The following is a 12846-nucleotide window of genomic DNA, read 5'->3' as shown; positions in this document are numbered from 1 at the left end:
GTTTCGGTCGAGCCCAAGCCAGCCGGTTTCGGTCGAGCCCAAACCAGCCAGCCCCAGCCAGTCCCAGCCAGTCCCAGCCAGTCCCAGCCAGTCCCAGCCAGTCCCAGCCAGTCCCAGCCAGTCCCAGCCAGTCCTGACCGGCCCGACTCGCCAAACAACCGTTACAAGAACCCCTCCAGTCGCTCGGCGAACTGCTCGGGGCTCTCGATCGGCACGCCGAGAGTCTGGGCCTTCGTGTACTTGCTGGAGCCCTCCTCGGCTGCGACCAGCAGGCCGGTGTTCTTCGAGACCGAACCGCTGGACTTGCCCCCGGCCCGCTCGATCAGCTCGTTCATCTCGTTGCGGGACAGCTCGGCCAGGGGCCCGGTCATCTTGCCGGTCACCACGACGCTCATTGGCTTACCGCTCTCGGCGGTGAGAGGCAGCGAAGGCCCGGCTTCCCCGGCCTCCCCACCTTCGCCGGCCTCATTCTCGTCGGCCACGACCCGCCCGGTGGCACCCGGCTCGGTCATCGAGACCCCGGCCTCCCGCAGCTTCGCGATCACCGGGGCGAGCTCGATCAGTTCCTCCACGATGACCGGTGCCCTCTCCGGCCCGATCCCGTCGACCTCTTCGAAGGCCGCGGCGTCGGCGGACTGGATCGCGTCCATCGTGGCGAAGTACCGCGCGATGCGGCGGCTCATCGAGCGGCCGGTGCCGCGCACCCCCAGCGCGGTCAGTGTGCGGGCCAGCGGCTGGGTCTTGGCCTTCTCGACCTCGGCGAGCACCTTCGCGGCACTGGTCTTCCCCATCCGCTCGAGGGTCAGCAACTGCTCCTCGGTCAGGGTGAACACGTCGGCGACGTCGGTCACCAGGCCGTTGTCGACGAGCTGGCGCACGAGCTTCTCGCCGACCGACTCGATGTCCCAGCAGTCACGGGCCACCGCGTAGCGGATGGACTGCGGCAGAGCGCACTTACGGCCCCGCGTGCAGCGCCACCGTTCCTGTGAACGGTCGATCTCGCTGCCACAGTTCGGGCACATCTGCGGTGCCTCGATCGGGATCTCGGCCCCGGTGCGGGCCGAGACGACGGCCCCCTCGATGCGCGGGATGACCTCACCCGCCCGCAGCACCATCACCGTGTCACCGATCATCAGGCCCTGCCGGGCCAGGTCGTTCGGGTTGTGCAGAGTCGCGTAGGTGACCGTGGTGCCGCCCACGAAAACCGGTTTCACCCGGGCCCGGGGCGTGATCACCCCGGTGCGGCCGAGCTGCCAGATGACCTCTTCCAGCGTGGTCAGCCGGGAGTCGGCCGGGAACTTGAACGCGATGCCCCACCGCGGCGCCCGGGACGAGGATCCGGCCTGCTCCCGGTCGGCGGGGGAGTCGGCCTTGATCACGGCCCCGTCGATGCCGAAACCAAGATCGGCGCGCCGGGCCAGCAGCGAGTCGATGTACTCCTGCGCGGCCTCGATCGTGTCGACCACCGCGATCTGCGCGGGCGAGGTCGCGGCGGTGGAGACCCCGAGCTCGCCCAGCAGTGCGATGGCGGCTGAATAGTCGCTGTCCGCATTCGGTCCCGCGCCGGCGGGGGTGCCGAACAGCGCCAGCACCTGGTAGGCGAAGAACGTCATGGGGATGACGTAGGTGCGGTCTTTCGAGCCCCGCAGGGCGCCGGCCACCCCGTTGCGCGGGTTCACGAACGGTTTGTCGCCGTTGGCCAGGCGCAGCTCGTTCGCCGCGGTGAACTGCCCGTCGGTCAGCATCACCTCACCACGCACCTCCAGGGTCAGCGGCTGGGCGAGCTGCTGGGGCAGCCCGGCGATGGCCGCGGCCGCGAAGGTGACGTCTTCGCCGTGCACACCGTCACCCCGGGTGATCAGCTGCACCAGCGACCCCTGCTGGTAGCGGGCGGCCAGGGCCAGGCCGTCGAGCTTGGGCTCCACCACGTAGCGCGGGGCCCGGCCCAGCCGCTTGCCCAGGCTCGCGTGCCACTCGGCCAGCTCGTCGGCCGAGAACACGTTGTCGAGGCTGAGCATGGGCGCGGAATGCTCCACGTCGCCGGCGTCACCGCCCACCACCTGGGTCGGCGAGGCCTCCACCCGCCAGTCGGGGTGCTCGGTCTCGGTGACCGCGATGTCGCGCACCAGCTGGTCGTAGGTGGCATCGTCGAGCACCGTCACCTCGGCGGCCTCGTCGAGCGCGGCGTCGGCCGCCTCACCGGTGCCGTAGTAGAGGCTCGACGCGGCCCGGGCGGTCCCGATCGCCTGCTCGTACGCCTCGCGCGACAGCACCCGGCCCGCCGTGATCTGGCTCATCGGGACTTCCCGGGCAGGGCGGAGGGAAGGAGAGCAGCAGTATGGCCGGCGCGCAGGCAGCGGGGGTCCTGATTCACATCCCAGAACGTAGCGCCGCCCACCGACAGTCTTGATCAGGACCCGGCGGCCTCCCGGTGCGCACGAGCGGGGGGACAACGATCCGGCCGTTGAAGGTGTACCAGGTGTGCCATGTGTACACATGAGCGAGGACCTCCTGGCCGGCGGGAAGACGGGAAGACGGGAAGCGAACGACCGAACGACCGAACGCTAAGATGATGGTCATGCCCCGTAGTTCAGCGGCCGAAGCCGAGCAGACCCGCCGTGCGATTCTCGCCGAGACCGTGCAGCAGATGTCCGTGCACGGCGCCGGTGGCATCTCCCTGGGAGGTATCGCCACCACCCTGAACATGAGCAAGGCCGGCGTCGTCGGGCCCTTCCGCACCCGTGAGGCCCTGCTCCTGGCCGCGTTCGACCTCGGGGTGGCCGCGCTGCGCGAGCGGGTCATCGACCCGGCCCTGGTCCTGCACCTGGGCCCGGGGGAGCAGCGTCTGCGGGTGATCGTCGAGGGCTGGACCGACTACCTGGTCAACAGCCCGTTCCGCGGCGGATGCCTTCTCACCAGTGCCTCTTTCGAGCTGGACGGGCAGTCCGGGCCGCTGCGTGACCACATGGTCGAGGCGGCCCGGCAGTGGCGCCACTTCCTGCGGGCCCAGCTGTCCGAGGCGGTGGCGGCGGGCCACCGGCTGCCCCACGACGTGCCCGACACGGCCGCCCTGCTGATCGCCCTGGGCCTGTCCCTGAACCAGGCCGTGCAGCTGGACGACGCCGACACCCGCGACCGCACGATCCGGCTGCTGCGCGAGACCGCGGGTCTGTGAGCGGTTTCGCCCGATTCGTTGACGCACGGGTGGCGTCCGGATAAGTTCGGGTTGGCAAACGACCGTTCGCTATTTCCGGGGGAAGGTGCGATTGGTGTCCACCACAGGGTCCCGAACAGCCCGAACAGCCGGCTCCCGAGCAACGGGCTCCCGCACCACGGGACTGCTCGCCGCCGGTGCCACATTCCTGGCCATGCTCGACTCGACGGTCGCGAACCTCGCCGTCCCCTCGCTCGCCGGTGACTTTCCCGGGGACACCCCCGCCGGCACCCTGAGCGGCATCTCCTGGGTGATCACGCTGTACGCCATCGTGTTCGCCGCCCTGCTCGCACCGGCCGGCCGGTTTTCCGACGTGATCGGCAGGCGGGCCCTGTTCTGTTCCGGCGTCGCGGTGTTCACCGTGATGTCGCTGCTGTGCGCCCTCGCGCCGAACCTCGACGTGCTGGTCGTGGGCCGCGGCCTGCAGGCCATCGGCGCGGCGGCGATGGTGCCGGCCTCGCTCGCCGTGGTGCTCACCGACACCCCCTCCTCCCAGCGCACGAAGACCATCGGCCTGTGGAGCGCCGCCGGCGCCCTGGCCGCGGCCATCGGCCCGGGCCTGGGCGGCGTCCTGGTCGAATGGGTGGGCTGGCGCTCGCTCTTCCTCATCAACGTGCCGATCGGCATCGTCCTGTTCGTCGCCGGCCTGCGCCGGATCGGCACCGGCCTGCGGGGCGGGCGAGTGCCCGACCCGATCGGCACCGTGATCCTGGTGCTCGGCGTCGGCCTGACCGTCCTGGGCGCCACCAAGGGCGAGGAGTGGGGCTGGAGCAGCCCTTCCACCCTCCTGGCCCTGGGGCTCGGACCGGTCCTGGTCGCCCTCGTGCTGCTGCGCTCCACCCGGCACGCCGTCCCCGTGGTCGAGACCACGCTGTGGCGCAACCGCACCTTCCTGCGCGCCAACCTCGCCGCGATGGTCTACGGCGCGGCCCTGTTCACCTGGCTGCTGGTCGGCGTGCTGGTCCTGACCGAACAGTGGCACTACTCCACGCTGAAGGCCGGTCTCGCCATGAGCCCGGGCGCCCTGGTCGCCTCGGTGACGGCGATCATCGCCTCGCGGGTCGGGGAACGGGTGGGGCCGCGCGTCATCTCGGTCGTCGGGTCGTTGACGATCTTCGCGGTCGGGGTGTTCTGCTGGGTCTTCCTGCCCGAGAACCCGCACTTCACCACCTTCTGGCTGCCGCTGAGCTTTGTCATCGGCTTCGGCATCGGCCTGATGTCGTGGAGCCTCTCGGTGGCCGCGGTGATGTCGGCCAGCCCGGTCAAGTTCGCCAGCGCCACCGGCATGAACATCGCCTGCCGCCAGGTCGGCGGCGCCCTCGGCATCGCCGCCATGACGGCCGTCATCGCCGCCGAGCCGGGCCTGTCCGGCTATCAGCTCGTCTACCTGGTCTGCGGCCTGTGCGCACTCGCGGCGGCTGCGGCCAGCGCCGGATTCCACTTCCCGAAGTACGTACCCGCTCCGGCGCCTCGCAGCGAGGCGACGCCAGCCACCGAAGGGACCGTCCGTTGAGCGACAACATCGCACAGGACCTCTACACCCAGGACCTGACCCGCGCCGGCGACCTGCTCGCCAAGGCCCCCTGGAAGCGTCTGGCGGTGCTCGGTGACAGCCACGCCGCGGGCATCCGGGAGGTGGTCGAGGGGTACCCGGACAAGTCGTGGTTCGACTGGCTGAGCGAGAGCCTGCTGCTGTCCCAGCCCGATCTGCAGGCCAAGAACTTGGGCCAGAAGGGCCTTCTCGCCCGCGAGGTGCGGGCCAAGCAGGTGAAACCGGCGCTGGAGTTCGAGCCCGACCTGGCCGTGGTGCTGTGCGGCGGGAACGACCTGCTGCGCGGCTCGTTCGACGGGGTCGCCGCCGAGCTCGACCAGATCGTCGGGCCGTTGCGCGAGAGCGGCGCGACGGTGGTCACCATGGGCCTGTTCGACATCACCCGCTCCGGGCTGCTGCCCGACGAGTTCAAGCCGTCGCTGAAGGCCCAGCTCGACGAGCTCTACGCGATCGTGGGCGGCGTCGCCGAACGCAACGGCACCCTCCACATCGACTTCGGCACCCACCCCGCAGCGGCCCAGGACGACGTGTACGCCAGCGACTTCCAGCACCTCACCACCCGGGGCCACGCGGTGGTCGCGTCCGCCACAGTGGTCCGGCTGAGCGAGCAGAACTGAAAAATCCCGTACGGTCCGGTTCCCGGAGCCGGACCGTACGGGCCTGCTTTCAGGGCTTGACCGCGACCCCCGCGTAACAGTTCACCGGAGCGCCCCGCGCACCCAGCCGGCTGCTCAGCGGTGAGGGTTCCGGCCGCCAGTCCGGCAGCAGCACGATCCCGGGTTCCAGCAGCCCGAAATCGCCGAACAGCAGGGCCAGCTGGTCTTTCGTGCGGTAGTCCAGGTGACCGTAGGCGCCGGCGTAGACCTTTCCGATCGCCTGCCCCCGGCCGTCCAGCTCGCTGGTTCCGTGGCTGATGGCCAGGTGGCTGCCGGGCGCCAGCGCGTCGCGGTAGACCTCCAGCGCGGCGGTCACCTCATCCCGGTCGAGGAAGTGCAGCACGTTGAAGAAGAACAGCGCCACCGGCTGCGAGAGATCGAGCCGCGAGATCACGTCCGGGTGCTGGAGAATCTCCTGCGGCTTGGTCAGGTCGCCCTGGAACGATCCGCAGTGCGGCAGGTCCGCGAGCAGCTCGCGGCCCCGGGCCGCCGCCACCGGGTCGATGTCGGCGTAGACCACCTTCACGTCCGGGTTGACGGCGTGGGCCACCTCGTGCACGGACGCCCGGGCCGGGATGCCGGAACCGATGTCGAGGATCTGCGTGACCCCGCCCGCGACCAGCTCGCGCACCACCCGTTTGATGAGCTTGCGGTTCTCCCAGATGGTCAGCCGGATCATCGGGGCGGCGTTGCGGGCGGCGTGCGCCACGTCGCGGTCCTCCTCGACGTGGCGGTCACCACCCATCAGGTAGTCGTACATCCGCGCGATGCTGGGGCGGGACAGGTCCGCGCCCTCCACCACCCAGCCCGGTTCGGGTTGTGTCGATGACGTCATGGGTCACGCTCCAGAAGTGGTGAGTCGCTGGTCGACGGAGGCGAGGTCGGGGTACTGCCGGCCCAGGGCGCTGATCCAGCGCTCCAGGCCGAAGGCCACACAGCCGGTGAAGGCCGGCGAGCCGTCCGGCAGCCGGATCCGGTACCGGTCACCGAAGAAGTTGCGGTGGAAGTTCACCGACGCGATGGCCAGCGTGCCGTCGTACAGGAACTCCTCCTTGGTCGGGAAGAGCTTCTGCATCTGGCTCTTGGCGCCGTTCGGATCGAAGAACGGGTCGGTCGCCACGTCGACATGGTGCGGCAGGCCCAGCTGTTCCAGGAACGCCGCGATCCGCGTCCTGAACGCACCCAGGTGCTCCAGCACGGTGTCGCGGTCACCGACGAGAATGACCTCCCGCATGGTGAAACCGAACAGCCGCCGCAGGCCCTCGTAGTGGTCTTCCCGCCGGAAACACGTGGCCACCGTGGTGATCGCCCGGTTCCCGCCCTCGACCGCGGAGTCGGCCAGGTCGAAGTAGGCGCCGTAGCAGGCAGCCGAGGGCAGAACGTACTCGGCGTCGACGAGAGCCGACGCCACCACCGCACCGTCCGCGACCGTGCCCTCGGCGAGCCCGGCGTCACTCATCAGCGTGCGGTTCAGCGCGGAGACGGGTGAGGCCAGGTGCGGGAAGTTGTCGAAGTAGTCCATCTTCGCCAGGTCGCCGACGGTGAGCAGGGGCGGGAAGCGGTACTCCTGTGCCCCCGCCTCCAGACCCCACCCGGCGAAGGTCCGGTCCAGGCGGCCCAGCAGCCCGATCGCGGCCGGGCCGAGGGTGGCCCGGCCGTCGCCGGTGACACCGGTTCCCGTCAGCAGGGTTTCAGACGCCATCGAAGAACCTCTTCCTGATCGACTCGACGGTCCGGAAGTCCTCCCGGCTCACCGAGTCGATCGAGATCTCCCGGCCCGAGTGCTCCTCGAGCAGCAGGATGAACTCGACGAACCCGAGCGAGTCGAGCACCCGGTTCTCGATCAGGTCGTAGCCCGGCGGGATCTGCTCGCCGTTGCCCTGCACCTTCTGGTAGCGCGTGCGCAGGTTCTCGGCGACGACGTCGAAACCGTTGCTCACGAGGCCGCCCCGGCCCGGCGCGGCTCCTCGAACAGCGGCGAGGTGAACACACCGGTGTTGGTCATGAACGAGATGCTGCGCTTGAGGATCCGCTCCACGTAGGCCGGGTGGGACGGGTCGGCCAGCACCTGACGGCGCACCTCGTAGGGGTCGGGGATCCCCGCGTCCTTGTAGATGAGCGGGTCGACCAGGCTGTCGATCGAGGCGATCATGTAGCGCTTGATGTAGGCCTCCAGCACGGCCTGCTGACTCTGGTCGATACGGTCGCGCAGGTCCGACCAGAGCATCGCGACGATCTGCCGCCCGAACGCGATGTGGCGCGACTCGTCCCGGTGGTGCACCTCGTTGACCTTGCGGATCGTCGGGTCGAGGCGCTCGTCCTGGCCCATCCGCTGGTTGAACACGTCCACCAGCTCCTCGAAGATCAGCAGCCGGGAGAAGACCAGGAAGTGGTCGGCCTCGGCCACCCCCGGCCCGGCCAGGCTCATGGCCCGGGAGGGGTAGATCTTGCCGCCGTACCGCAGGCAGAACTCGGCGAAGAACCACATGTGCTCGTTCTCCTCGCCGATGATGTGGTGGAAGTACGCCGAGGGCGCCACGAAATCGGTGGTGTGGATCCGCGCGATGATCTCGTGCAGCAGCTCGCGGATGCCGTGCACGTTGAGGCTGTAGAAGTTGATGCTCTCCCAGCGCGAGATGGTCTGCAGCTGCTGCTCACTCAGGGTGGCGCCGACGGCCGTGCCGTGCTCGACCATCATCTCCGGCGTCATCCACCAGCGCTGCTCCGGCAGGCTGTCGGGCCACTGGAACTCCCGGTACGGGTTGTAGTAGTCCCGCTCCGACAGATCCACCAGGCGCTTGAGCACGTCGCGGAACCCGGGGTCCTGATCGAGCCGTTCCCGGACGCTGGCGTAGGTGGCGGTCATCTGGCTCCTACCCTTCTGATCACGGTGCGGGTGGTCGCCGGGCGCACGCCGCCGGCTGTGTGGTGCAGCGACTCGGGGGCCCCGGCGCCGATCGCGCCCGGCAGCATCCGGTTGATGCGCGACCCCACGCAGGCCGCGGGGATACCGGGATGCGGGTGCTCGGCGAGGTTCGAGAGCCGCTCGAAGACCGCGTCGACGGGTTTGGTGACCCCGTCGTCGTCCACCACCTCGACCCAGGAGTGCGCCAGGTCGAGCATGCCGAGGATCCACCCGCCCCGGGTGCGGGCCTCGTAACCGGCCGCCTGGAACTCTTTCCGCAGGTAGGTGGACGCCGCGACGCACGGGGCGACCCCCGCGTCCAGAATCGGTGCGTAGTCGTGCTGGCAGTCTTCCGGCAGCCGGACCCAGCGGTACCCGCGGTCGAGGAACTCCTCGGTGATCTTGCGCAGGTGCGGGGAGACCAGGCCCCGCACCTTGCCGGCGGTGCTGATGCTGCCCGAGAACGTCACCGGGCCGGGCCCGTCGAACTCGAAGTGCGTGGGCGTGATCCGCACCGCGGACGAGCTCTCCCAGTTCTCCAGCAGCCCGCCGTTCAGCTCGGGCAGGAACCGGGTGTGCGACCACGACCCCGCCACCTCGTCCGGTGCTGACATCTCGATCGAGAACGACCACTGCATCGGGGTTTCCCAGGTGCTGGGGTCTTCCCGCATCCAGCGCAGGGCGTAACGGACGGCCCGCTCGGGGCGGGAGCGCCCGGTCCCGGCGTCGAGGGCGAGGTTGGTGAGGTCGTTACGGTCGAACCGGCCCCCGTCGTGGGGCAGGCCGGCGGCGACCAGGTCGGCGAAGACCTCCGGGCCGCAGCGCAGCACGTCCTGGGCCGCGTCCTCGTCCAGCAGCGGCACCCGGTAGCCGTCGGGTACCGGGTAGAGCCGGGAGAGGGCGGTCAGCCAGGCCTCGCGTTCAGCCGTCACTCCGGGCCCGGCGCTGCCGTCGGGCCGACCAGGGAGCTGACCAGCCTCTCGATGTCGCCGACCGTGGCCATCTCCACGGCCTGCCCCTCCGGCACCTCCGCGAGGTCGAACTCGGTCTCCAGCGCCATCGCCAGTTCCAGCGTGCCGAGCGAGTCGAAACCCAGGTCGGTCAGCTGGTCGCCGGTCTCGACCTCGCGCCGCCCGCCGGGCACCAGACTGCCCACGACGTCCCGCACCCGGGCGCCGATGTCCGCGGATGAGGTGGTGTTCTCGCCGATCTCGGTGTTCTGAGCCATGTCTGTCTCCTGTGGGTAGGGCGGTTCAGCGGGCGGCGGCGACCGGGTGCGGTGTGCCCCAGACGTCCGCGTACTCCGACAGTGCGGTCTCCAGGGTGCGGTCCCAGATCTTCTCGGCGTCCTCCCGTAGTTCCGGAAGACCCATCAGGCGCAGCTGACGTAGGGCCCGGGTGCGGGTGAGATCCCACTGGGTACTGAGCAGGGCGGCCCGTTGCAGCAGGGCCGGGCGCAGGACCGGCGCCGCGCTCTTGCGCTGCGGGTTCACCATGATCCGGGCCGAGGCCTCGACGCCGTTCAGGTACACCTGCGTGATCCGGTCGCGTAGCGGACCCTCGGCGGCCTGCCGGGTGACGGCCAGACCGTAGGTGAAATGCCGCGACTCGTCGCGGATCACATTGCCCAGCCCTTCTTCCAGTGCGGGCAGGCTGAACCGACGGGCGATGCGCCGGGTCAGGTGCAGCGCGGCGGCGGCCAGGATGCCCTCGGTGACGAGGTGATACTCGACCACCGCCGTGTGCCACCAGCCCACGTCCCCACCCGTGGCCGCCACCTGCTCCAGGCTCGTTCGCAGCGTCGGCTCGAACAGCTGGGCGTAGGCCGAGTCGTCATCGTCGGCGGCATCCTCCAGACCCACGGCCTCCAGCCGGTAGTCCTGGAAGAACTGGGCGTGCCGGGCCTCGTCGGCGACCTGGGTGCTGAGGAACAGGCGGTCGGGGTCGGAGGGGGCGAAACCGACCAGGGTGCTGAGGGTGCGGCTGACGAAGACCTCACCGGTCTCCAGCTCGTTGAGCGCGCCCAGCAGTTCCTGGCGGGCGAACGGCCGGAGCGTCTCCCACTGCTCGTGGTCGCGTCGCACGTTCACCTGCGCGATCGCCCACTGCTGCTTCTCCCACTGGTTGTACAGGGCGCGGGGTTCAGGCAGACGGCTGTCCCGGGCCGCGGGCGTGTCCTCGACATCGAGGAGACCGACGACGGGCGCCGTCTCGTTCGTAGCGGTCATGACCGGCCTTCCTGGGTCGCGAGCTGCCAGTCGGTGAGGCCACCGGCCAGATAGTCACGCCACAGCACGCGCCGGCGCGGCTTTCCGCTCGAGGTGCGGGCAATGGCCCCGGAGCGGCCGGCGTACACCGGGCAGTCGAACTCCGGGCTGGTGCGGGCGCGCACGGTGGAGACGATCGTGCCGATCCGGTCGTTCCATCGTTCCGGGGAAGAACTCTCGATCAGCACCACAGCCCGGTCGCAACCGCCGGAGCGGCCCAGCAGCACCGCGACCTGGCCGGCCCGGGTCCCCGAGACCCGCTCCAGCTCGGCCTCCAGGTCTTCGGCGAACACCATCGCGCCGCGTACCTTGATGCCGTCGCCGATCCGTCCGACCACGAAAAGATCCCCGTCGAGCAGGAAACCGGCATCACCGGTGCGGTGACCGGCGGGGTCGAAGTCGATCCGGCGGCGGTCGCCCAGCACGTAGCCGTCCGCCAGCGAAGTACCGCTGATGGTGATCTCGCCCAGGGCCCCGTCGGGCACCTCCGCGCCCTCGTCGTCGAGCACCCGCACCACCAGGCCGGAGAGCGGGCGGCCGCAGCCCACCAGGTGCTCACCGGTCCCGCGGTCGCGCCCGAGCAGCCCGTCGCGCCGCGCCCCGACCGGTGACCCGGGTTCGACCACGGTGCTGTGCGCCGTCGCCAGGGGTGAGCCGTCGGCCGGCCGGGCCCCGGTGACGGCCAGGGTCGCCTCGGCCAGGCCGTAGGCACCCACCAGCGCGTGCGGGTCGAAGCCGAAGGGCGCGGCCAGCCGGGTGAAGTCGTTGACCCCGACCGGGTCGATGCGCTCGGCGCCGAGGATCGCGATGCGCCAGCGGGAGAAGTCGTAGCCGGCCAGGTCGTCGGGGGAGACCCGGCGGGCGGCATAGGAGTAGCCGAAACTCGGCGAGGTGGTGATGGTCGCGCCGTACTTCCCGAAGCACTCCACCCAGCGCCCGGGATTGCGGATGAACTGCTCCGGGCTGAGGATCCAGGTGTCCACGCCGCTGGTGATGCTCGTCAGCATCTGGCCGATCAGCCCCATGTCGTGGAACAACGGCAGCCACCCGGCGAATCGGTCCTGCGGCGTCAGGCCCAGCCAGTCCCGGATGGCACCGACGTTCGCCGTGAGCGCGCCCCAGCTCACCCGCACGCCCTTGGGGTCGCCGCTGGATCCGGAGGTGAACTGCAGCAGCGCCGTGCGCCCGGGCGGGCGGTCGTCCGGCACCCGGACCGGTGGCCCCTGCGCACCGGACTCCCGGACGGCCGTGAAAGTGACGACGGGAGAGGGCAGTCCGGAGACCTTGACAGCCTCCTCGGCATACGCTTGCGACTCTTCCCCGGCCACTACGAGGGCCGGGTCGGCGGCGGTGAGGATGCCGGAGACGTGCGAGATGTAGCCGTCGGCCTTGCGGAACAGCCCCCGGGGCATGACGGTCGAGGGGGTGACGCCGGCCAGCAGACAGCCGAAGAAGGAGACGACGAACTGCTCCGACTCGCTGACCATGAGGGTCACCACGTCGCCGTGGCGCAGGTCCTGCGCCTGCAGGCCCGCGGCGAAGACCTTCACCCGGACGGCCAGGTCGCGGTAGGAGGTGTAGTTCCAGCCGGAGGTCGGGGTGGCCACGTGCAGGCCGGCGTCGCCGGAGGCCTGGGTGAGCCACCGCAGCAGTGGCTCGTCGGCAGTCGGTGGATCTGCTGTGGTGAAGGTTTCTGGCACCCGTCGGATTCCTTCCCGAAGAAGATCTTTCACGGTGTGCAGGCAGGACGACGCTTCCGGGCAGCGAAAAGTGCTGTCGGACAGGCGAACGTGAGATGTCTTAGGTAAGTGAGAAATTCAGCTCGGATGAGCGGAAATGAATATCCGGTCGTACGTCAGCATTGACGGCCCCCTGGAATTGATGGTGCGTCCCCATTGTCGGCAGCGGCGCAGATACTGGACCCGCGCGTCACTGCCACTGCCACGCGGTGGTCTGCCGGTGGCAGTGCTGATCGACCGCTCACCCCATCGATCCAGCCCGATGCTACATCAGAGTAACTATTGGGGGGAATGCCCGTTTTCGTGATGATTCCGCGAACTGTCGGCGCTGGTACCAGGAGGCATGCGCTAAAGTCGCGCCGTGATCCAGACATCAGTCGCGCACGAGGTGCGCAGTGCTGTCGTCTTCGGGGACCACTCGTTCCGGCAGGACTTCTACCAGTAGGCGAATCCGTTCGCCTCACTGTCATGGTCGTTTCCTGTCGAAAGGCTGTTCTTCGTGCTACCTGATTC

Annotated in this window: 12 protein-coding genes; 3 read left to right on the top strand and 9 right to left on the bottom strand. The window is 69.8% G+C overall.

Features of this window, described 5'->3' with window-relative positions:
• Nucleotides 1-161: 161 nt before the first annotated feature.
• Nucleotides 162-2297 (bottom strand): NAD-dependent DNA ligase LigA, encoded by a 2136-nt coding sequence (ligA, locus tag LR393_RS31960; RefSeq protein WP_231488938.1) that lies wholly within the window; start codon nucleotides 2295-2297, stop codon nucleotides 162-164.
• A gap of 281 nt (nucleotides 2298-2578) precedes the next feature.
• Between ligA and LR393_RS31955 the strand changes: the two genes are divergently transcribed.
• The 3 genes from LR393_RS31955 (at nucleotide 2579) to LR393_RS31945 (ending at nucleotide 5383) form a co-directional block, all read left to right on the top strand.
• Nucleotides 2579-3175: a TetR/AcrR family transcriptional regulator gene (locus LR393_RS31955; protein WP_231488937.1), complete on the top strand. Its 597-nt coding sequence runs from the start codon at nucleotides 2579-2581 to the stop codon at nucleotides 3173-3175.
• A 94-nt stretch (nucleotides 3176-3269) separates the two neighbouring features.
• Nucleotides 3270-4727, top strand: coding sequence for a DHA2 family efflux MFS transporter permease subunit (locus LR393_RS31950; protein ID WP_231488936.1), 1458 nt, complete (start codon nucleotides 3270-3272; stop codon nucleotides 4725-4727).
• On the top strand, nucleotides 4724-5383 hold the full coding sequence (locus LR393_RS31945) for an SGNH/GDSL hydrolase family protein (RefSeq protein ID WP_231488935.1): 660 nt from the start codon (nucleotides 4724-4726) through the stop codon (nucleotides 5381-5383). Before LR393_RS31950 ends, LR393_RS31945 begins: the two co-directional genes overlap by 4 nt.
• Before the next feature lie 49 nt (nucleotides 5384-5432).
• Here the strand turns inward: LR393_RS31945 and LR393_RS31940 are convergent, their stop codons facing one another.
• The 8 genes from LR393_RS31940 to LR393_RS31905 are packed head-to-tail and all read right to left on the bottom strand — an operon-like array spanning nucleotide 5433 to nucleotide 12294.
• Nucleotides 5433-6257 (bottom strand): SAM-dependent methyltransferase, encoded by an 825-nt coding sequence (locus LR393_RS31940; RefSeq protein WP_231488934.1) that lies wholly within the window; start codon nucleotides 6255-6257, stop codon nucleotides 5433-5435.
• 3 nt (nucleotides 6258-6260) lie between these two features.
• A complete protein-coding gene (locus LR393_RS31935; protein ID WP_231488933.1) occupies nucleotides 6261-7124 on the bottom strand; it encodes a class-II aminoacyl-tRNA synthetase family protein in 864 nt (287 codons plus the stop codon).
• Entirely contained in the window at nucleotides 7114-7362 is a 249-nt protein-coding gene (locus LR393_RS31930; RefSeq protein WP_231488932.1) for an acyl carrier protein, read from the bottom strand. The genes LR393_RS31935 and LR393_RS31930 overlap by 11 nt, the downstream gene beginning before the upstream one ends.
• Nucleotides 7359-8288 carry a diiron oxygenase gene (locus tag LR393_RS31925; protein WP_231488931.1) on the bottom strand — a complete coding sequence of 310 codons (930 nt, stop codon included), beginning with the start codon at nucleotides 8286-8288 and terminating at the stop codon, nucleotides 7359-7361. The genes LR393_RS31930 and LR393_RS31925 overlap by 4 nt, the downstream gene beginning before the upstream one ends.
• On the bottom strand, nucleotides 8285-9259 hold the full coding sequence (locus tag LR393_RS31920) for a hypothetical protein (protein WP_231488930.1): 975 nt from the start codon (nucleotides 9257-9259) through the stop codon (nucleotides 8285-8287). Before LR393_RS31920 ends, LR393_RS31925 begins: the two co-directional genes overlap by 4 nt.
• Entirely contained in the window at nucleotides 9256-9555 is a 300-nt protein-coding gene (locus LR393_RS31915; protein WP_231488929.1) for a phosphopantetheine-binding protein, read from the bottom strand. The genes LR393_RS31920 and LR393_RS31915 overlap by 4 nt, the downstream gene beginning before the upstream one ends.
• A 25-nt stretch (nucleotides 9556-9580) precedes the next feature.
• A complete protein-coding gene (locus LR393_RS31910) occupies nucleotides 9581-10555 on the bottom strand; it encodes a ribonucleotide-diphosphate reductase subunit beta (RefSeq protein WP_231488928.1) in 975 nt (324 codons plus the stop codon).
• A complete protein-coding gene (locus tag LR393_RS31905) occupies nucleotides 10552-12294 on the bottom strand; it encodes an AMP-binding protein (protein ID WP_231488927.1) in 1743 nt (580 codons plus the stop codon). Before LR393_RS31905 ends, LR393_RS31910 begins: the two co-directional genes overlap by 4 nt.
• Between the last annotated feature and the right edge of the window lie 552 nt (nucleotides 12295-12846).

Origin of the sequence: Kineosporia mesophila, assembly GCF_021129235.1 — a bacterium.
GTDB classification, from domain to species: Bacteria; Actinomycetota; Actinomycetes; order Actinomycetales; family Kineosporiaceae; genus Kineosporia; species Kineosporia mesophila.
The sequence above is the reverse complement of the archived record's forward strand: the minus strand, read 5'-3'. Positions and strand labels throughout refer to the sequence as shown.